The 19,447-nt window shown below is 71.4% G+C and carries 22 protein-coding genes, 1 tRNA gene and 1 pseudogene; 13 read left to right on the top strand and 11 right to left on the bottom strand.

Translation table 11 applies throughout. The features are described 5' to 3' along the window. A pseudogene (locus tag ASF18_RS24770) lies at nt 1-382 on the top strand (chemotaxis protein); the annotation flags it as partial. A gap of 14 nt (nt 383-396) precedes the next feature. Here the strand turns inward: ASF18_RS24770 and ASF18_RS13955 are convergent. Next, nucleotides 397-1,143, bottom strand: a complete 747-nt coding sequence (locus ASF18_RS13955) for a YebC/PmpR family DNA-binding transcriptional regulator (RefSeq protein WP_056214451.1) — start codon at nt 1,141-1,143, stop codon at nt 397-399. Between the two features lie 227 nt (nt 1,144-1,370). Between ASF18_RS13955 and ASF18_RS24295 the strand changes: the two genes are divergently transcribed. Beyond that, the gene (locus tag ASF18_RS24295; protein WP_056352381.1) at nt 1,371-1,598 is read left to right on the top strand and encodes a hypothetical protein; all 228 of its coding nucleotides are present in this window, start codon (nt 1,371-1,373) and stop codon (nt 1,596-1,598) included. 9 nt (nt 1,599-1,607) lie between these two features. Here ASF18_RS24295 and ASF18_RS13945 read toward each other — a convergent pair whose 3' ends face one another. Genes ASF18_RS13945 through ASF18_RS13930 form a run of 4 tightly spaced genes read right to left on the bottom strand, consistent with a single transcriptional unit; the run spans nt 1,608 to nt 5,023 of the window. Then, nucleotides 1,608-2,360 (bottom strand): HAD-IA family hydrolase, encoded by a 753-nt coding sequence (locus tag ASF18_RS13945; protein ID WP_056214443.1) that lies wholly within the window; start codon nt 2,358-2,360, stop codon nt 1,608-1,610. After that, complete coding sequence (gene rpe / locus ASF18_RS13940; RefSeq protein ID WP_056214440.1) at nt 2,354-3,040, bottom strand: ribulose-phosphate 3-epimerase; 687 nt, start codon at nt 3,038-3,040, stop codon at nt 2,354-2,356. The genes ASF18_RS13945 and rpe overlap by 7 nt, the downstream gene beginning before the upstream one ends. A 31-nt stretch (nt 3,041-3,071) precedes the next feature. Next, a complete protein-coding gene (locus ASF18_RS13935; protein ID WP_056214436.1) occupies nt 3,072-3,932 on the bottom strand; it encodes a phosphoribulokinase in 861 nt (286 codons plus the stop codon). Between the two features lie 29 nt (nt 3,933-3,961). Beyond that, nucleotides 3,962-5,023 (bottom strand): class 1 fructose-bisphosphatase, encoded by a 1,062-nt coding sequence (locus tag ASF18_RS13930; RefSeq protein WP_200917594.1) that lies wholly within the window; start codon nt 5,021-5,023, stop codon nt 3,962-3,964. 307 nt (nt 5,024-5,330) lie between these two features. On the opposite strand from ASF18_RS13930, the gene ASF18_RS13925 reads away from it, so the two are divergent. Together ASF18_RS13925 and ASF18_RS13920 are read left to right on the top strand one after the other, a co-directional pair. Continuing rightward, a complete protein-coding gene (locus ASF18_RS13925) occupies nt 5,331-6,287 on the top strand; it encodes a LysR family transcriptional regulator (RefSeq protein ID WP_056214432.1) in 957 nt (318 codons plus the stop codon). Then, a complete protein-coding gene (locus ASF18_RS13920; protein WP_056352379.1) occupies nt 6,284-7,507 on the top strand; it encodes an FAD-dependent oxidoreductase in 1,224 nt (407 codons plus the stop codon). The genes ASF18_RS13925 and ASF18_RS13920 overlap by 4 nt, the downstream gene beginning before the upstream one ends. Here the strand turns inward: ASF18_RS13920 and ASF18_RS13915 are convergent. Further along, entirely contained in the window at nt 7,504-7,842 is a 339-nt protein-coding gene (locus ASF18_RS13915) for a helix-turn-helix domain-containing protein (protein WP_056214425.1), read from the bottom strand. The two genes, ASF18_RS13920 and ASF18_RS13915, sit on opposite strands and share 4 nt — an antisense overlap. Nucleotides 7,843-8,127: 285 nt before the next feature. Between ASF18_RS13915 and ASF18_RS13910 the strand changes: the two genes are divergently transcribed. From ASF18_RS13910 to ASF18_RS13885, 8 genes are all read left to right on the top strand, one after another. Beyond that, the gene (locus ASF18_RS13910) at nt 8,128-8,637 is read left to right on the top strand and encodes an META domain-containing protein (protein WP_056214419.1); all 510 of its coding nucleotides are present in this window, start codon (nt 8,128-8,130) and stop codon (nt 8,635-8,637) included. A gap of 129 nt (nt 8,638-8,766) precedes the next feature. Continuing rightward, a complete protein-coding gene (locus ASF18_RS23730; RefSeq protein ID WP_156389704.1) occupies nt 8,767-8,940 on the top strand; it encodes a hypothetical protein in 174 nt (57 codons plus the stop codon). 255 nt (nt 8,941-9,195) lie between these two features. Next, complete coding sequence (gene cysK / locus ASF18_RS13905; protein WP_056214417.1) at nt 9,196-10,173, top strand: cysteine synthase A; 978 nt, start codon at nt 9,196-9,198, stop codon at nt 10,171-10,173. A 206-nt stretch (nt 10,174-10,379) separates the two neighbouring features. After that, on the top strand, nt 10,380-11,648 hold the full coding sequence (locus ASF18_RS13900; RefSeq protein ID WP_056352376.1) for a DUF2254 domain-containing protein: 1,269 nt from the start codon (nt 10,380-10,382) through the stop codon (nt 11,646-11,648). A gap of 23 nt (nt 11,649-11,671) precedes the next feature. After that, nucleotides 11,672-11,908: a hypothetical protein gene (locus ASF18_RS13895; RefSeq protein WP_056352373.1), complete on the top strand. Its 237-nt coding sequence runs from the start codon at nt 11,672-11,674 to the stop codon at nt 11,906-11,908. 2 nt (nt 11,909-11,910) lie between these two features. Next, entirely contained in the window at nt 11,911-12,174 is a 264-nt protein-coding gene (locus ASF18_RS13890) for a hypothetical protein (protein WP_056275174.1), read from the top strand. 4 nt (nt 12,175-12,178) lie between these two features. After that, entirely contained in the window at nt 12,179-12,337 is a 159-nt protein-coding gene (locus ASF18_RS24290; RefSeq protein WP_200917592.1) for a hypothetical protein, read from the top strand. A 198-nt stretch (nt 12,338-12,535) separates the two neighbouring features. Further along, nucleotides 12,536-12,874, top strand: a complete 339-nt coding sequence (locus tag ASF18_RS13885) for a hypothetical protein (protein ID WP_244472706.1) — start codon at nt 12,536-12,538, stop codon at nt 12,872-12,874. Between the two features lie 10 nt (nt 12,875-12,884). Here the strand turns inward: ASF18_RS13885 and ASF18_RS13880 are convergent, their stop codons facing one another. Together ASF18_RS13880 and ASF18_RS13875 are read right to left on the bottom strand one after the other, a co-directional pair. Next, nucleotides 12,885-13,115 (bottom strand): tautomerase family protein, encoded by a 231-nt coding sequence (locus tag ASF18_RS13880; RefSeq protein WP_056214407.1) that lies wholly within the window; start codon nt 13,113-13,115, stop codon nt 12,885-12,887. Nucleotides 13,116-13,277: 162 nt separating this feature from the next. Further along, nucleotides 13,278-14,405, bottom strand: a complete 1,128-nt coding sequence (locus ASF18_RS13875; RefSeq protein ID WP_056352370.1) for an acyltransferase — start codon at nt 14,403-14,405, stop codon at nt 13,278-13,280. A 419-nt stretch (nt 14,406-14,824) separates the two neighbouring features. Here ASF18_RS13875 and nhaA point away from each other — a divergent pair, with 419 nt between their 5' ends. Then, the gene (gene nhaA / locus ASF18_RS13870) at nt 14,825-16,039 is read left to right on the top strand and encodes a Na+/H+ antiporter NhaA (RefSeq protein ID WP_056352369.1); all 1,215 of its coding nucleotides are present in this window, start codon (nt 14,825-14,827) and stop codon (nt 16,037-16,039) included. 282 nt (nt 16,040-16,321) lie between these two features. Here the strand turns inward: nhaA and ASF18_RS13865 are convergent. The 3 genes from ASF18_RS13865 to ASF18_RS13855 form a co-directional block, all read right to left on the bottom strand. Then, nucleotides 16,322-16,396, bottom strand: a tRNA-Val gene (locus tag ASF18_RS13865). Between the two features lie 32 nt (nt 16,397-16,428). Next, on the bottom strand, nt 16,429-18,147 hold the full coding sequence (locus ASF18_RS13860; protein WP_056352366.1) for an iron ABC transporter permease: 1,719 nt from the start codon (nt 18,145-18,147) through the stop codon (nt 16,429-16,431). 201 nt (nt 18,148-18,348) lie between these two features. Then, nucleotides 18,349-19,386, bottom strand: coding sequence for an extracellular solute-binding protein (locus ASF18_RS13855; protein ID WP_056352363.1), 1,038 nt, complete (start codon nt 19,384-19,386; stop codon nt 18,349-18,351). Nucleotides 19,387-19,447 lie beyond the last annotated feature (61 nt).

Raw genomic sequence — 19,447 nt, 5'->3', positions numbered from 1 at the left:
CAAGGAACTCGCCAGCCAGTCCGCCCGGGCGACAGAGGAGATCACGCAGCAGATCCACGCGATCCAGGGGACGACCGGCGAGGCGGTGATGGCCATCGAGGCCATCGCCGCGCAGATCCGCACCATGAGCCGGACCGCGGACGCCATCGCGGCGGCGGTGGACCAGCAGGGCTCCGCGACCCGGGAGATCATCCGCAACGTGGGCGCGGCGGCGACCGGCACGGGGGCGATCACCGACACCATCGGGGGCGTCGCCCAGTCGGCCGAAGCGACGGGTGCCGCGGCCGCCTCGGTTCTCGTCTCGGCCTCCGCGCTGGCGCAGGAGGCCGATCAGCTCGGCACCGAGGTGAACCGCGTCCTCGAAACCCTGAAGGCCGCCTGACGGGCCGGCTTCGATCAGCCCTGGAGCTTCTCCATCAGGGCGTCCGAGAGCGCGAAGTTCACGAAGACGTTCTGGACGTCGTCCTGGTCCTCGATCACTTCGACGAGGCGGATCAGCTTCTCGCCGGTCTCGTCGTCGACCTCGATGGTGTTCTGCGCCTTCCACACGAGGGCCGTGCGGCGCGGCTCGCCGAAGCGGGCCTCCAGGGCCTTCGAGACCTCGCCGTAGGCCTCCTGCGCGCAGGTGATCTCGTGGCCGGATTCGTCCGAGCGCACGTCGTCGGCGCCGGCCTCGATGGCGGCCTCCAGCATGGTGTCGGCATCCGCCACCTTGGCGTCGAACTCCACCACCCCGACATGATCGAACATGAAGGAGACGGCGCCCGTCTCCGCCAGGCTGCCGCCCGACTTCGTGAAGGCCGAGCGCACATCGCTGGCCGTGCGGTTGCGGTTGTCGGTCTGCGCCTCGACGATCAGGGCGGCGCCGCCGGGGCCGTAGCCCTCGTAGCGGATCTCGTCGTAGCTCTCCGCATCGGCCCCCTGCGCCTTCTTGATCGCGCGCTCGATGTTGTCCTTGGGCACGTTCTCGGCGCGGGCCGCGATGATGGCGGCGCGCAGACGCGCATTCATCGCCGGGTCCGGCAGCCCGAGCTTGGCCGCGACGGTGATCTCGCGGGCGAGCTTGCCGAACAGCTTCGAGCGGACCGCGTCGACGCGGCCCTTCCGGTGCATGATGTTCTTGAACTGGGAATGGCCGGCCATGACGTGACCCTAGACTGGTAGGAACGAGACCGGATCGCGGGGGCCAGGTGCCGGGGCCATGTGCAGGGGCCATGTGCCGGGGCGGCGGGTCCGCGATGCCGGACGGAAACGGGGTTGGCCGGCTTATAGGCCGCGGGCCGCGCCCCTGACAACGCTGCGCCGCAGCGTGCGCGACCGCGGGCGGTATCCCCCATGGCTATCCGGCGGACAGGGACTATCCTGGGGCGATGACACAGCAGGCCATCGATCGGGCACGGCCCGAAAGCTCCGGCAGGGATTTCCGCGCCCGGCCCGGGCCGGACGCGCAGACCCATCGGGACGCGCCGACGACACAGCGCTGGCTCAAGCTCGGCCTCGCGGGCGCGCTCGGGATCGTCGCCGGCGCGATGCTGTTTCCGACCCGCGCCGAGGGCGCGCCGCCCGGACGCGGCGGGACGCGGCGCCCCGGGCCCTGACGTCCGCTCTCAGCCGGTGACCCGCGCGTGCCAGTCGCGCAGGGCGGCCACGGTCACGACGCCGTCCGGCCAGGCATATCCGGACAGGTGCCGGTGGGGTGCGCCGGGCTCGCCGAGATCGGAGACCGCCGAGAACGCCCCGTCGAGGCGGTGGCTCTCGGTGTAGCGGCTGCGCGTGGCGATCACCGGCAATCCGGCATCGAGGGCAGAGCGGATGCCGGCGGCGGAATCCTCGAAGGCGATCGCCTCCGAGGCCGAGACCTCGAGGCGCGCGAGCGCGAGATCGAAGACGTCGGGGGCCGGCTTCTTGCGCGGCGCCTCGTCGCCGCAGGCGATGACGTCGAAGGGGACGTCGCCCGCGGGAAAGTTGATCCGCAGCAGGGTGTCGACGTTGGGTCGGCTCGTCGTGCTGGCCACCGCGAGCTTGAGCCCGGCCGCCCGCGCCTCCGCGATCAGGCGGCCCACCCCGGGGCGCAGGGCGAGGCTGCCGCCCTCCACGAGGTCGCCATAGCGCCGGGTCTTGCGGTCGTGGATGTCGCCCAGGCGCGGGCGCAGGGTCTCGACCGCGTCGGCGTGCTCGGTCTCGACGTAATGGCGCAGGCGTTCCTTGCCGCCCATCACCGTCAGAAGATCGGCGTAGCGGGCCGGGGACCAGGACCAGGGCAGGCCGAGATCCGCGAAGGCGCCGTTGAAGGCCTGCCGGTGGAGGTCCTCCGTCTCGGCGAGCGTCCCGTCGACGTCGAAGATCAGCGCCCTCAGCATGAGAGGGGACCGCCCCCGACCGCCGCAGCGCCCGCGCGGATCGCCGCGATCCGGTCCGCGTAGCCGGCCGGCCCGCCCTTGAACACGGCATTGCCGGCCACGAAGGCGTTGGCGCCCGCGCGGGCGGCCAGGGCCACGGTCTCGGGGCCGATGCCGCCGTCGACCTCGATGTCGATCGCGCGGCCGGCGGTCATCGCCCGGATCCGCCGGATGGTCTCCAGGGTCGAGGGAATGAAGCTCTGGCCGCCGAAGCCCGGATTGACCGTCATCACAAGGACGAGGTCGACGAGGTCGAGGAGCGGCTCGATCGCCGAGGCCGGCGTCCCCGGATTGAGGGCGATGCCGGCGCGCTTGCCCAGATCCCGGATCGCCTGGAGCGAGCGGTGGATGTGCGGGCCGGCCTCCACATGCACCGAGATCGCATCGGCGCCGGCCTCCGCGAAGGCCGCGAGGTAGGGATCGGCCGGGGCGATCATCAGGTGCACGTCGAAGGGCTTGGTCGAGTGCGGCCGCAGGGCCTTGATCACCGCCGGGCCGAAGGTGAGGTTGGGCACGAAGTGTCCGTCCATCACGTCGAGGTGGATCCAGTCGGCCCCGGCCTCGGACACCGCGCGCACCTCCTCGCCGAGCGCGGCGAAATCCGCCGAGAGGATCGAGGGCGAGATGATCGGGCCGTTCATGGTGGGTTCCTCCGGAGCCTCGTGACCGCGCTCAGGCCATGCGGCGCTTGCGCTCGACGAGCTGCATGATGATCGGGGTCAGGATGAGCTGCATGGCAAGGTCGAGCTTGCCGCCCGGGATGACGATCGAATTGGCGCGGCTCATGAAGGAGCCCTGGATCATCGAGATCAGGTAGGAGAAGTCGATGCCCTTGGGGTCCTTGAAGCGGATCACCACCAGCGATTCGTCGGCCGTCGGGATCCAGCGGGCGATGAAGGGGTTCGAGGTGTCCACCGTCGGCACCCGCTGGAAGTTGATGTCGGTCCAGGTGAATTGCGGGCAGATGGTCTGCACGTAGTCGGGCATCCGCCGCAGGATCACGTCGGTGACGGCCTCGGTGGAATAGCCCCGGAACGAGCGGTCCCGGTGCAGCTTCTGGATCCACTCGAGATTGATCACCGGCACCACGCCGATCTTCAGGTCGGCGTAGCGGGCCATGTCGACGTTGTCGTCGACGACGCAGCCGTGCAGGCCCTCGTAGAACAGCAGGTCGGATCCCGGCGCGAACGCCTCCCAGTCCGTGAAGGTGCCGGGCTCGGTGCCGTAGAGCGCCGCGTCCGCCGCATCGTGGGCGTAGTGCCGGGTGCGGCCGCCCCCGGATTCGCCGTAGGTGCGGAAGACCTCCTCCAGCTCCGGCAGGAGATTGGCGCGCGGCGCGAAGTGGCTGAGGTTCGGCTCCGCGACCATCATGCGGCGCATGGTGTCGCGATCGTAGGCGTGAAACGCATCGCCCTCGATGTAGACCGCGCTCACGTCCTCGCGGCGGAAGATCTGCTCGAAGGTGTTGCGGACCGAGGTGGTCCCGGCCCCCGAGGAGCCGGTGACCGAGATGATGGGGTGACGCGCCGACATTTGTATGCGTGCAGTCCCGTGCGGGCGCGCTAGCTGCGCATCAGGCCGCGCTGCCCGAACAGGGGCGAGCGACCGGCGGCGGCGTTGCGGCCATCGTAGTACTTGGCCACGCAGGCGACCTCGTCGAGGGAGCCGAAGATCAGCGGCACGCGCTCGTGGATGCCGGTGGCGCGGATGTCGAGGATCCGACGCTCGCCGTCGATGGCCCCGGCCCCCGCCTGCTCCATCAGCATGGCGATCGGGGCGGCCTCGTAGAGGAGGCGCAGGCGGCCCTGCGCGTAGCCCTTCCGGTTGTCGCCCGGATAGAGGAACACGCCGCCGCGCAGGAGCACGCGCTGGGCGTCCGCCACCAGCGAGCCGAGCCAGCGCATGTTGAAGTCCTTGTCCAGCGGGCCTTCGGAGCCGCGCAGGCAATCCTCGATATAGGCCTTCACCGGGCCGTCCCAGTTCCGGGCGTTCGAGGCGTTAATCGCGTATTCCTTGGCCGCGGCCACCACCTCGATGCGCGGATGCGTGAGGCGGAAGGTCCGCGTCGCCCGGTCCAGGGTGTAGATCTGGGTGCCGTGGCCGAGGGTGATCACCAGGGAGGTGGCGGGCCCGTAGGTGACGAAGCCGGCGGCGATCTGCTCGGAGCCCGGGGTGGTGAAGGCGGCGATCGAGTCCGCGGCACCGGCCACGACCGGGCGGATGCCGAAGATCGAGCCCACCGCCATGTTCACGCCGATGTTCGACGAGCCGTCGAGGGGATCGATCGCCACCGCGAGGGGGGCGCCGGGATTGAGCGGCATCATGCCCTCGGCCTCCTCGGAGGCCACCACCGCCACGGGGGCGCCGCGCAGGGCTTCCGTGAAGCGCTCGTGCGCGAGGACGTCGAGGGCCTTCTGGACGTCGCCGTCGCTGTTGTGGTTGCCGGTGGCGGCGAGGTCGGCACCGCCGAGCATGCCCCGGCCGATCACCTCGCTGACATCGACCGCCGCTTCGGCGCAGGCCGCGATCACGGCCGCCGCGTCGGCGAGCCGCCCATCGGCCGCCACGGTCTTCGCGAGGCAGTCCGCCAGGGTGGACCCGAACTCCAGAGACACCGTCGACATGAATGTCCGTCCTTCTTCCATTCCTGGCCGGGGGTCCGGCCGACTTGACTGCCCGGGTCGACTTGATTGCCCGAGCCGTCTCGGCTGCCGGCCGCCTTGCCGTCCCGGAGGTTCGGCCTGCCCGACCGTGACGTCTCAGGTCGGAGCGCCGCCCGGGACCGACCCGCCCTCGCATCCTGCCCTTGGCACGAGTGCCCCCGCGGGCACCAGTGCCCGCGGCGCATCCATGCTGCGCAGGCCCCTATGGTATCACCGAAAGAATTCTGAAAAAACTTGCGAGCGATTCCAAAAAAACTAGAAAAGCCTGATGCGCAACCTCTCTCTCAAACAGCTCCAGGCGGTCGCCGCCGTCGCCCGCCTCGGCACCATGACGCGCGCCGCCCAGGAGCTCAACGTCACCTCGGCCGCGCTCTACGCCCGCATCCGCCAATTGGAGGAGGAGGCGGGCCTCATGCTGTTCGACCGGACGCCCACCGGGCTGAAACCCACGGATGCGGGCCGCGAAATGCTCTGGGCGATCAACAGCATCAACACGGTGCTGGAGACCTGTGCCGACCGCCTGGAAACCCTGAAGGGCGGCAGCAGCGGTCGCGTGGCGATGGGCGTGGTCTCAACGGCCAAGTACTTCGCCCCGGGCGTGATCGCGGGCTTCATCGGGCTGCACCCGGCGGTGGAGATCAACCTCACGGTGGGAAACCGCGGCAACATGGTCGAGGCGCTGCGCAACTACGAGATCGATTTCGCCATCATGGGGCGTCCGCCCCGGGATTTCGCCATCGAGGCCGAGATCTTCGGCCCGCACCCCATCGTGATCATCGCCGGTCCGCATCACCCCCTCGTGGGCCGAACCGGGCTGACCCGGGCCGAACTCGCCCAGGAATCGTTCCTGGTCCGCGAGGAGGGCTCGGGCACGCGCACGGTGTTCGAGGAGTTCATGGCCGGGGTCATGATCAAGCGGGCGCGGCTCGGCATCGATTCCGGCTCGAACGAGACCATCAAGCAGGCGGTGATGGCGGGGCTCGGCATCGCCCTCATCTCCGCCCACACGGTGGCGGCCGAGCTCGAGAGCGGGCGCCTCGCGGTCCTCGACGTCCAGGGCCTTCCGATCCGGCGCGACTGGTACGCGGTGCGCCGGGCCGACAAGGTGCTCGGGCCGGCGGCGGCGGCCTTCTGGGACTACATCGCCCAGGATGGCGGGCGCTGGCTGCCCCAGCTCCGGCTGTCGCCGAACCCCTCCCCCGTCACCGCGGAGTTCGAGGCATGAGCGCGGCCGGTGTCGTCATCGTCGGCGCCGGCCAGGCCGGCTTCCAGGTCGCTGCCTCCCTGCGCGAGGCGGGCTTCACCGATCCCGTCACGCTCCTGGGCGACGAGGGCCTGCCCTATCAGCGGCCGCCCCTGTCGAAGGCCTACCTCGCCGGCAAGACCGATGCGGTCGGCCTGTGCCTGCGAGCCGCCGCCTACTTCGACGAGCACCGCATCGCGCGCCGATCCGGCGTGTCCGCCACGGCGATCGACCGGGCGGCCCGGCAGGTGCGCCTCAGCGACGGCGCCACCCTGGCCTACGATCACCTCGTCCTGGCCACCGGCGCGCGCAACCGGAGGCTGCCGGTGCCGGGCGCCGACCTGCCGGGGGTGCACCAGTTGCGCTCCCTGGCCGACGCCGATGCGCTGAAGGCCGCCCGCGGGGCCGCGCGCGCCATCGCCATCGTGGGCGCCGGTTTCATCGGGCTGGAATTCGCCGGCCTCTGCGCCGGATCCGGCCGCCCCGTGACGGTGATCGAGGCCGCGGACCGGCCCATGGCGCGGGCGGTCTCGGCCGAGACCGCCGGGTTCTTCACGCAGGCGCACACCGCTGCCGGCGTCACCTTCGCGTTCGGGGCCGGGGTCCAGGCGCTGGAGGCCGAGGCGGGCCGCGTGGCCCGGGTCCGGCTCGCCGACGGATCGGCGATCGATGCCGATCTCGTCCTCGTCGGCATCGGCGTCGTCCCGAACCAGGACCTCGCCGAAGCGGCGGGCCTCGCCGTCGGCGACGGGATCCACGCCGACCCCTTCCTGGCGACCTCCGATCCGGCGATCTCGGCCCTGGGCGACTGCGCCCGCGTGCCGAGCCGCTTCGCGGACGGGCAGCCCGTGCGCATCGAATCGGTGCAGAACGCCGTGGATCAGGGCCGGTGCCTCGCCGCCCGGCTCACCGGACGCCCGGTCGCCTACGCGGCCGTGCCCTGGTTCTGGAGCGACCAGGGCCCGCACAAGCTGCAGATCGCCGGCCTGACCCGGCCCGACGATGCCAGCGTCGTCCGCCCCACCGAGGGCGGCCTGTCGGTGTTCCGCTTCCGCGACGGGCACTTGAGCGGCGTCGAGACCGTGGACCGGCCCGCCGACCACATGGCGGCCCGGCGCATCCTGGGCCTCGGCCTTCCGCTGACGCCGGAGGCGGCCGCCGATCCGGCCCGGGACCTCAAGGCGCTCGTCAAGGGCGCCTAACGGTCGTTCTCGGTGTTGAGGGCGTCCAGCCGCGTACCCTCGCCGCGTCCCTGCCCGCTGAGGCGGACCCCGTCCGACCCACCCTCCTGGCTGAACACCACGCCATGGGTCATGAACGTGCTGCGCAGGGCCTCGATCTGGCCGGAGGGCTGCTCCCGGCCGCCCGATTCGAAGTCGCGCACGAAATCCGCTCCGAGCCCGAGCCGGCCCGCGAGATCGGCCTCCGACCAGTTCAGAAGGGCGCGGGCCGCCCGCGACTGCGCCGGGGTGATGGTGTTCGGACCCGCGGCCTCGGGCTGCAATCCGCTTGGGGTTCCCTCGTCCGATCCCGTCACCGCATCAACTCCCTGCTCTATGCTCTGCCGGTCAACGGAAACCCGGCCGGTTCGTTCAACGCAAACCGGTCCGCCGGCCGGTTAACGGGGGATCGCGGCGGCGTCCCGTCGAATCCCGCGCCCGCGGCCTTGACCATATTTGTGCTGGAATCTTATCCGATTGGCCGCAGGGCCCGTCCTGTTCCGAGCGGTTCCGTGCGCACCAGCCGCGCCGAGCGCCGAGACAGGCCGGCAGGGTTGCAACGTTCGACGCGACGCGAAGCGCGCTTGTGAGGGGGCCAGACGATGAGAGCGATCCGAATCGCCATGGTGGCCGGCGCCATCGCGGCCGGGGCCATGACGGGAGCCATGACCACGGCGGCGACCGCCCAGATGGGGAACAACGTCACGGGCTTCGGCCGCGAGGGCCGCGAGAAGCCCGAGAAGAAGCAGTACGTTCCGGCGGCCAAGCCCCAGGAAAAGATTTTCCCCCTCGATGCCACCTGGACTGCGGTGAGCCTGAACGGCAAGCCCTTCGGCGGCAACGACCGCCCGAGCTTCACCATCGACAAGCAGTACCGGGCCCGCGGCTACGGCGGCTGCAACACCTTCGCGGCCACCGCCTTCCCGCTCAAGGAGCAGCACCTCGCGGTCGGCCCGCTCGCCCTGACCAAGAAGCCCTGCGACAAGGGCCTCGGCGCCAGCGAGCAGGACTTCTTCATCGCCCTGCGCACCGCCGGGCAGTGGGACCTGGTCGGATCTCAGCTGGTGATCAAGAGCCAGAAGGGCGAGCTGCGCTTCGACCGCGCCCTCTGAGCCGTCCGACGGTTTTAAGCTTCCATTGACGACGATCCGCGGTCGCGGCCGCGGATTTACCCGCCCTTCAAGCCCCACCGTGCCTCCTGAGCCCGGCCGCCGAGCGTTTCGGCGGATGGGGAGAACGCGATGGGCACCAGGGTGGAATGGACCACCGGCAGCAACGGCCTCCGGCCCGGGCTGCGCGAGGAGACCCGCTACACCTGGCCCCAGGGGCTCCATGCGGGCGCCGCGATGATCGTCACCGCCAGCCCGGTCGTCGCCACGATGGTGATGCTCTGCGCCGCCCTGTTGACGCACTGATCCCGGCCGCGCGCCCGGCAGATCGCCGGACGAAGAAATAACTTCTCCATTTCTCGACCACCGCAGGTGAAGACTACTCCAAGTCGGCAGCTTCGTTGCCGACGGAGAAGGATTGTCTTTGATCTCGGGTCTTTGTCGATTGCCTCGACAGAAACGACACGATATCTCCCGGCCCTGAGTTCGTTCCAGGCGAGATCCGGCACGCCCTTGCGCCGGCCTCCGGGACGCAATCCGCACGCTGTTCAGGAGAGATCTATGGCCGAGTCCCAGAGCCCCGCCTCGCCCCGCACGCCGGGCCACGGCCACATCTTCGGCTCGATCACCGAGACCATCGGCAACACGCCCCTGGTCCGTCTCAACCGGATCACCAAGGAGCACGGGGTCGATGCCGAAATCCTGCTCAAGCTCGAGTTCTTCAACCCGATCGCGAGCGTGAAGGACCGCATCGGCGTCAACATGATCGACGCCCTCGAGGCCTCCGGCAAGCTGAAGCCCGGCGGCACGCTGGTGGAGCCGACCTCCGGCAACACCGGCATCGCCCTCGCCTTCGTGGCGGCCGCGCGCGGCTACCGCCTCATCCTGGTCATGCCCGAGACCATGTCGCTGGAGCGCCGCAAGATGCTGGCCTTCCTGGGCGCCGAGCTCGCCCTGACCCCCGGCCCGCAGGGCATGAAGGGCGCCATCGCCAAGGCCGAGGAACTCCTCAACGAGATCCCGGGCGCGATCATGCCCCAGCAGTTCTCGAACCCGGCCAACCCCGAGATCCACCGCAAGACGACGGCCGAGGAGATCTGGAACGACACCCAGGGCCATCTCGACGCCTTCGTGGCCGGCGTCGGCACGGGCGGCACCATCACGGGTGTCGGCTCGGTCCTGAAGCCGCGCCTGCCCGGCCTGAAGATCGTCGCCGTCGAGCCCACCGACTCGCCGGTCATCTCCGGCGGCCAGCCCGGGCCCCACAAGATCCAGGGCATCGGCGCCGGCTTCATCCCCGACAACCTCGACAAGTCGATCATCGACGAGGTCATCACGGTCTCGAACCAGGAGGCCTTCGACACCGCGCGTCAGCTGTCGCGTCTCGAGGGCATTCCCGGCGGCATCTCCACCGGCGGCAACGTGGCCGCGGCCCTGAAGCTCGCCGCACGCCCCGATTTCCGCGGCAAGCGCATCGTCACCGTCGCCTGCTCCTTCGCCGAGCGGTACATCTCCTCGGCCCTGTTCGACGGCCTCTGATACGGGGTTCGCTCGATCGAAGCGGTGCCCGGATCGTCGAACCGGCGCGGCGCTTGATCGGAGCCCACATCCGCCATCCCGTGGGGAGCCAGCGGATTTGGGATCAGAACCGCACGGGCGCTCCGGGCCTCGCTCCCGGAGCGCCCGAAGGTCGCGTATCCGGCTCGCGAGCCCTGCCCCGCGAGGCTCGCCCGAGAGCCGCCGTCATGTCCACCGCCCTCTATGCCCTCCGCCGCTGGGGGCGGCGCCCCTTCATCCGCGTCGGCGCCTTCAGCGTCGGCGGCGTCGGGGCCGCCCTGGTCTCGGCCGTCCTGGCGCCGATGGTGCCGGCGGACCTCGGCGCCTCGATCGGTGCGGACGCCGTCGACCAGATCCTCTCCGTCCTGGCGACCAGCATGCTGCCGGTGGCGACGTTCTCGCTCTCCACCATCGTGCAGGCCTATGGCGGGGCCACCAACACCGTGACGCCCCGCGCCGTGACCCTGCTGATGCGCGACACCCGTGCGCAGACGGCCGTCGCGAGCTTCATCGGCGCCTTCGTCTACAGCGTCGTCGGCCTCATCGCCCTCAAGACCCATGTCTACGGCAGCCAGGGACGGGTGATCCTGTTCGGCCTGACCCTGCTGGTCCTCGTCAGCGTGGTGGTGACGCTGGTACGCTGGATCGACACCCTGTCGCATCTCGGCCGGGTCGGCGAGACCATCGGCGCCATCGAGGCCGCGGCCGGCGATGCCCTGGGGCGGCGCGCCGCGGCGCCCCATCTCGGCGGCCTGCCCTGGCAGCCGGCACCGCCCGGCGCGACCCGGATCGCCGCCGCAGCGACGGGCTACGTCCAGCACGTCGATGCGGCCCGGCTCGACGCGCTGGCCGGGGCCCACGGCCTCACCCTCCACCTGGCGGCCCTGCCGGGCGCCTTCGTCCACCCCGGACGCCTCCTGGTGGCGGTCGATGGCGCCGTCGACGACGGCCTGCGGGACCGGATCACCGAGGCCTTCGTCGTCGGCGACCGGCGCAGCTTCGACGACGATCCGCGCTTCGGGCTCATCGTCCTCGCGGAGGTGGCCCAGCGCGCCCTGTCGCCGGCGGTCAACGATCCCGGGACGGCCGTCGCTGTCATTGGCACCCTGGTGCGCGTGCTCGGCCTCTGGGACGCGCGCCGCGCCGTCGCGCCCGAGGCGCGGGTCTATCCGCATCTGCGCGTGCCCGGCCTCGGCGCCGACGACCTTCTCGCGGATGCCTTCGACCCCATCGCCCGCGACGGCGCGTCGGACGTGACGATCGGCCTGCGGCTGCAGAAGGCCCTCGCCGCCCTCGCGGATCTCGGGAGTCCGGCCGTCCGGGCGGCCGCCCACGCGCAGGCCGACCTGGCCCTCCTGCGCGCCGAGGCGGCGCTGCCGCTCGAGGCCGACCGGGCCCGCCTTCGCGAGGCCCGTGCCGCCTGGAGCGAAGCAACCTCGGGGCTGGCGCCGGGTTGAGCCTGCAACAGCAGGAGGACATCATGACCGACGAGCCGCGCGCGGGCAGCGCGCCGAAGGAGATGGACGCCGACCGCCACGCCGGGACGCCGACGCAGGGCGCGCCCCCCGGATCCGAGCCTGCGGTGCAGGGCGGCGAGGCGCCCCCCGCGACCCTGGAGGAGATCGGCGCGGCCGCGCGGAAGACCGAAACCTCGGGCGCGACCCGCGAGGCCATCGACCGCGCCACCGCGCCCAACGGCCAGGATGCGGGGGCGTAGGCATGCCGAACGATCACATCCCCATCGTGGGCACGCGCAAGCCCGATTCCGATGTCGGAAAGCCCGGCGACCCGGCCGTCGCCGGCGGCGGCCAGTCGGCCGATCAGGCCGCGATCACCCGGCAGGGCCCCGGCGGTCAGACGGATACGGCCCGCAACGCCGCCTGGGACGGCGCTCCAAAGGGGCGCAATCCCACGCCGGCCGGCGGTTCGTCCGACGGACAGTCCGACCGGCCCCGTTCCCCCCCTGCCACCCCCGAGGAGTGACGCGATGACAGGCTCCGACGACAAGGATCCGCCAAAGGACAAGCCGGCCAACACGGCGCCGGACGCGGTGATGGATCCCAACGAGAAGACCGACGGCAAGCCCGGAAAGGGTCCGAAGGGCGGTGCGCAGCCGGACGGCGAGACCGATCCTGGCGGCGGCTAGGACACGTCCCCCGGCCGGCGGGCCTGGGTCGGACGCTGCGCGAGCCTGAACCCGGCTCCTGGGTTCGGGCCTTCGTCGCCCGGCGCGGCGGAAATGCCGCCGTCGGAACTCAACGAACTGGTGAGAAACGCGCGGTATACAGGGCCTGACATGCGCGACGCGCGTCGAAGTCGCGCGATCCAGACAGGGAGATTGCGGGTGAGTGCCGCTCCAGCGTCATCGATCCGGGCCGGGGCGCCCCCCGACCGGCTGCCCGAGCTGTCGCGGCTGGCCGCCCTCTTCGCGCGGACCGTGCTCGACGCGCAGATCCAGGGCCGTCCCGTCCCGGACGACCAGATCCGCTTCCTGCTCGATGCGGCCCTGCTCCTGAACGAGTACGGCGCCGAGCTGCCCTCTCCCCTCGATCAGATCATGCAGGATGCCAGCGCGCCGAAGGCCCCCGAGCCGTCGGCCGACCGGCCGGCGCCGGACGCCCGGGACGACGATGCCGGCCGCCTCGCCTGGCTGCTGCGCCCGTTCCAGGGATCGAAAGGATGAGGGCCGGGGCTCAGGGCAGGGTGTAGCCCGGCTTCTTGAACAGGGTCTCGGGCCGGCCGACGATCTCGGGGCGGTAGACCTGCGCCTCCCAATCCGCCTGGGCCACGTCCTCGATCGACACCGAGATCGCCCGCTCGGCGGTTCCGGCACTGGCCATCAGGGCGGCCGCGATGGCCTCGGCCATCTCCGTCTTCTCGGCGTCGGTCTTGCCCGGGTACATCTTCACGGTCACGTGCGGCATGGCGATTCGGTCCTGACGGCGGCTGGACGGACGGGAGACCGCCCGTCGCGGGGTCCATGCCAGGACGGGGGCACCCCAGCAAGCCCGATAAGCCCGTCCCGATGGCGCGCAAGCCGCCGATCCCGGGGCAGAGGGCCTCGCCGCGTCGCCCCGGCGGCGGGCTCAGATCTCGGAGCGTCCGAGCAGCGGAGCGACCGGGGGGCGCGCGTCCCGCCCTGCGTCGGAGGTCGGCAGGAGGTGGCGACGGATGACGTGGCGGCCCAGCGCGATGGCGGGCGCTTCGATCCAGCGATAGACCAGCGCCGCGACCGCGACGGTCGCGAGTGCCGTCGTGGCCGCGAACAGGTGGATCGGGACGACCGGCGCGTACCCGGCCAGCGCATGCTCGAGCACCCCTTGGACCACCGGCCCGAACAGGTAGATCGAATAACTGATGGCGCCCAGGTAGGTGAACAGCCGCCCCTCGATGCGCAGCGTCAGGGACAGCAGGGCGAACAGCGCCATCGCGGCCCAGTAGGTGACGAGGTACTTCACCCAGTTCTCGTGAAAGCCCATGTCGCGCCCGTAGGCCAGCACGGACGCCAGCGGGATCGCACAGACGAGGGCGCCGGTGACCACGGCGAGCGCGGTGCCCCAGCCCGGCCGGCGCTCGAGGACGTGGTAGCGCAGGCACAGTCCCCAGAACATCACCGCCAGGGACAGGGGCACGGCCACCGGGAATTTCCGCTCGAGGACGAAGCGCAGGGCGGCGAGGCCGAGGGCGGCCGCGATCAGGGCCAGGGCCGACAGCACGACGCCGACGGCATCGTCGAGACGCCCGAGGACGAAGAGCCCGACGCAGAGGCCGTAGAAGATCAGCTCGATCTGCAGGGTCCAGTACAGGGCGATGATGTTCTCCACGCCGAGGAACTGCTGGAGCATCGTGATGTTGGCGGGCACGAGCACGGCGGGGATGTCACGGCCCGGCCACACGAACAGGACCAGTAGCCCGCAGGGGATCGAGAGCCAGTAGGCGGGGTATAGGCGGAAGAACCGCGACACGGCGAAGGCGAGGATCGGCCGGTCTCCCGCCTTGAACAGCGAGAAGGGCACCACGAAGCCCGACACCGCGAAGAACAGCGTCACGGCGATCTTCCCGACATCGATGTACTCGGTCAGCCCGGACAGGACGAGGCGCTCGAGGGGAAACGGACCGAGCTGCGTCTTCAACCCGAACTCGACGGTATGGGCGTAGATGACCGCCAGGGCGGCCAGACCACGGATCGAGTCGATGCTGTGCAGGCGGCGCATGGCGACAGTCGGTGTTGCGCCCCGATCATCGAGGGCCCTGCAGGGATTGCAGGTGGCGTCCGTTTCGACAAGGTCCTTCGCGCCCCTTGGTAAACGCACGGCGCGTCTTGGCGAGGTCCTGCGTCCGGGAGAGATTGCGGACGACCCACGCTTTCTCTGAACGCAACTGTCTTCGGGGACCCAGCACAGGACAAGCGCCAGGGATGAATACATGAATTCCAAGTATCCCGGAGCTCAAGGACCCGGGAGACAGAGCCGAGGAGGCCTGGAGCGATGGGGCGTGGCCGAGGGCCGTTCGGGGGATCCGGCATGCTCGCGCCCCACGAGCCTCGGCGCAGGGGGACGGGGGCGCCGAGGCGTTCATCGCTTCACCGGCGGCCGCGGTTGTGTCCCGGCCCAGGTGTCGTAAGGAAAGGACCATGCAAGCTCCTGCCCCGCTCCGCCGGCCATTCTCGGCCTTCCGGTCGATGCTCACCTCCGAGGCGGGCGGCGGCCTCGTCCTGATGGCGAGCGCGGTGCTCGCCCTCGTGGTGGCGAATTCGCCCCTGGCGGAGCGCTACTTCGCGGTCCTGCAGACCAAGGTCGGGGGCTTGAGCGTCCTGCACTGGATCAACGACGCCCTGATGGCGCTGTTCTTCCTGCTCGTCGGTCTCGAGATCAAGCGCGAGATGCTGGATGGGCGCCTGCGGACCTGGCCGGACCGGATCCTGCCCGGCCTCGCCGCCCTCGGCGGCATGGCGGCGCCGGCCCTGGTCTACGTGGCGGTGAACCGGCACTCGCCGGAGACCCTCCGCGGCTGGGCGATTCCCGCCGCCACCGACATCGCCTTCGCCCTCGGCATCCTGGCGCTGCTCGGCTCCCGGGTGCCGGTCTCGCTCAAGGTGTTCCTCACCGCCCTGGCGATCCTCGACGACCTCGGCGCGGTGCTCATCATCGCGCTGTTCTACACCGCCGACCTGTCCCTGCCGATGCTGGGCGGGGCGGCCGCGACCCTGGCGGTGCTCTACGGCCTGAACCGGGCCGGCATCAGCCGCCTCGCGCCCTACCTTGTCCTCGGCGCGGTGCTGTGGGTCTTCGTCCTGAAATCCGGGGTGCACGCCACGGTGGCGGGCGTGCTCCTGGCCCTGACGATCCCCCTGCGGCTCAGCATCGGCCGGCCGGACGATCCGACCTCGCCCCTGCACCGGCTGGAACACGCGCTCCATCCCTGGTCGGCCTACCTGATCCTGCCGATCTTCGGCTTCGCCAATGCGGGCGTGTCGCTGGCGGGCTTCACGCCCGCGATGCTACTCGACCCCGTGACCCTCGGGGTCACCCTCGGTCTGGTCGTCGGCAAGCAGCTCGGCGTGTTCGGCTTCGTCCTCGCGGCGGTGAAGCTCGGGCTCGCCCAGCGGCCGGCGGGGGCCGGATGGATGCAGGTCTACGGGGTCTCGCTCCTCTGCGGCATCGGCTTCACCATGAGCCTGTTCATCGGCCTCCTGGCCTTCGCCGACGCGCCGGACCTCGAGGCCGAGACCAAGGTCGGCGTGCTGGCCGGATCGATCGTCTGCATGGCGGCCGGCGCCCTCGTCCTGCTGGTCGCGCCCCGCCGCCGGGTCGGAACTCCGAAGACCCGATCCGTCGAGGTCGCCTGAGACGCCCCGAGCGCTCCCGGATCCCGCACCCGAGCGCCGCAAGGCGCGCGGAAAGCGTCGGCCCCCGTCCCGGTCGTCGCCCCTGGGGGCGGCCTGAGGAAGAGGGGAGCCAGCCATGCCCGTCCTCGTCGCCGCGGGCGTCCCGAACATGGTTCAGGCGGGGGCGAGCTCCCCGTCGCGGGCGTGTCCTGGACCGGCGGCGCCATGGGCGGCCTCGGACTCGTGTCGGTGTTTGGGATTGGGATTGGGTCGTCGAAGCAGCGGGGGGGGCTTCGAGGGAAATGGTGGGCGCGACAGGGATCGAACCTGTGACCCTTCGCGTGTGAAGCGAATGCTCTCCCGCTGAGCTACGCACCCGGACCGAGGGCCTTCTAGGGCGAGGGGCGCGGCTACGTCAAGCGCTGATCGGCAGGTTCTGCGTCGACTTCGCGGCGCGGGGTCCCGAGGCGGAGCAGGATCACCACCGGCACGAGCCCGACGGCGACGATGAGGAGGGCCGCCACCGTACCGTCCTCGTAGGTGCCGCGCGCGGCCTCGCCGTAGAGATGGGTCGCCAGGGTCTCGACGTTGAGGGGCCGCAGCAGCAGGGTCGCGGGCAGTTCCTTGACGCAGTCCACGAAGACCAAGAGCGCGCCGCTGAGCACCGCCGGCCAGGCCAAGGGCAATTGGACCCGCCACAGGGTCGCGCCCGGCCCGCGCCCCAGCATCCGCCCGGCATCGGGCAGGCTGCGGGGCACGCGGGCCAGCCCGGCCTCGCAGGTGCCGATGCTGACCGCGAGGAAGCGGACGAGGTAGGCGGTGACGAGGGCCCCGCCGGTGCCGAGGCCGATCAGCGCCGGGGCGACGCCGAAGAGCCGCGTCGTCCCCGCCGACAGAGTGGCGTCGGCCCAGGCCAGGGGCCCGAGGAGACCGATGGCCAGGATCGCGCCGGGGAGCGCGTAGCCGAGGCTCGCCACCCGGATCAGCGCCTCGCCCCAGCGCCGGGCGACGAGGCGCGGCCCCGCCGCCACCACGAAGCCCAGGGCGGCGGCGATCACGGTCGCGGCGCCGGCATACAGCAGGGTGTGGCCGATCTCCGCCAGGATCGTCTCCGGCAGCCCGCTGCGCCACACCCGACGCAGGGCGGCCTGCACGAGGTAGGTCGCGGGAATCGCGAAGCCGACGGCCACGGGCACGAGGCCGAGGGCCAGGGCGGCCGCGGCGCGCAGGCCCCTCAGCCGCTGCCGGGCGAGGCGACGCGGGCGCTGGGCGCCGCTCGAGAAGCCGCGCCCGGCCCGGGCCCAGCGCTCCAGGGCCACCAGGGCGACGACGGCCACCAGCATGACGAGGGCGATCTGGGCCGCACCGGCGAGATCCGAGCGGTTCACCCAGGTAGCGTAGACCTGGACCGTCAGGGTGCGCACCCCGAGGAATTCCGCCGCGCCGATGTCGTTCAGGGCCTCCATCAGAGCGAGGCTCGCGCCCAGGGCGATGGCCGGCCGCGCCATCGGCAGGGCGACCCGCAGGAAGGTGGCGGAGGGCCGACGCCCGAGCATCCGCGCCGCCTCGATGAGGTTGGCGGCCTGCATCAGGAACAGGGCCCGGGTCGGCAGGTAGACGTAGGGGTAGAGCACGAAGCCGAGGAGCAGGATGCAGCCGGGCAGCGAGCGGATCTCCGGCAGCACGAAATCGCGCGGGCGGGTATAACCGAGGAGGTCGCGCAGGGTGGTCTGCACCGGGCCGATCGGGTGCATCAGGTCGAGATACGCGAAGGCGACGATGTAGGTCGGCACCGCCATCGGCAGGAGCAGCCCGGCCTCCAGCAGGCGCCGGCCGGGGAAGTCGTAGGCCGCCACGAGCCAGGCGGAGCCCGCCCCCAGCACCACCACCAGCACGCCCACCCCGGCGAGCAGCAGGGCGGTGTCGCGCAGGGCCTGGGGCAGCACGTGGGCGACGAGGTGGGGCCAGAGCGCGGCGCCGCCCGCCCCCGCTCCGCTTCCGTCGCCCGCCGCGAACACGAGGGCGACGACCGGGCTCAGCACCAGGGCGCAGAGCAGCAGGGCGGCGACGCCCCAGGCGAGGCCGCGGGGATGGGCGATGGGCGGGAGGGCGGGGGCGACCCCGGTCATGCTGGTCTCAAGGACGTTTTCCGTTGGATCGGCCGACGGTGTGGGCGCTCCTCCCGCAAGGACCGACCGGCTCACGCGCCGTAGCGGTCATGCGCGCGTCCCTCTCCCCTCCGCGGGAGGGGGTGGCCCGCGTCGGCGGGTCGTTGGGGGAGCGACCGCTCCGGAGGGGGCGCCCCCTCACCCGCCTGCGCCGCAGGCTCCTCAGTTGTCGAAACCCACCGTGTCGAGGAGGAGGCTCGCCGCCTTGCGGTTGCGGGCGATCTCGACGAGCGGCACGGAATCGATGGTCAGGGGGCCCAGCGCCGTGAGGAGCGGGTCGATCGGCGCGCCGGCCTTCACCGGATACTCGTAATCGGCCTTGGCGTAGAGCCCCTGGGCCTCGTCGGAGACGAGGTATTCGAGGAGCTTGACCGCCTCGTCGCGGTTGGGGGCGTTCCTGGCCACCACCGCGCCGGAGATGTTCACGTGGGTGCCGCCGCCCGCGAAGGTCGGCATCACCACCTTGATGCCCTCGCCCCACGTCCGCTGCTCGGGGCCGCCGCGGCCGGAGCGCATCAGGCCGACATAGTAGGAATTGCCGAGGCCGATCTTGCAGGTGTCGGCGAGGATGTCGCGGGCGACGTCCCGGTCGCCGCCGGCGGGCTTGCGGGCGAGGTTGGCCTTCAGGGCCCGCAGCCAGGCCTCGGTCTTCTCCGGGCCGTGCTTGACGAGATAATGGGCGATGAGCGCCGTGTTGTAGGGGTGCTGGCCCGCGCGCAGGCAGAGGCCGCCCTTCCAGGTTGGGTCGGCCAGCCCCTCGTAGGTGATGGCCGTGAGGTCGGCGAGGTCCTTGTCGGCGTAGAGCACCCGGGCCCGCATGGAGAGGGCGAACCAGCGGCCCTCGGCGTCGCGCAGGGTAGCGGGCACCGCTGCCTCCAGCACGCCCGAGCGCACCGGCTGGGCGAGGTCGCGGTCGACGAGGTCGATGAGGTTGCCGACATCCACGGTCATCAGCACGTCGGCCTTGGCACGGGCGCCCTCGGCCGCCACGCGCTCGGCGAGGCCCTTCTCGACGAACACCGTATTGACGGTGACGCCGCTCTTGGCGGTGAAGGCGTCGAGCAGGGGCCGGATCAGGCCGGGTTCGCGGGTGGTGTAGAGGTTGACCTCGGCGGCCGACGCCGTCCCGACGAGGGCCGCGAGGGCCAAACCCGTCAACGCGCAGCCAGCGAACCCGATTGCCTTGATCCCACCCGCCATGGCCGACACCCTTCCGTCAGAACGTGGCGGGTGTTCAGAAGCATCGGCGAGAAAAACACAA

Origin of the sequence: Methylobacterium sp. Leaf89 (assembly GCF_001422215.1) — a bacterium.
Taxonomy (GTDB): domain Bacteria; phylum Pseudomonadota; class Alphaproteobacteria; order Rhizobiales; family Beijerinckiaceae; genus Methylobacterium.
The sequence above is the reverse complement of the archived record's forward strand: the minus strand, read 5'-3'. Positions and strand labels throughout refer to the sequence as shown.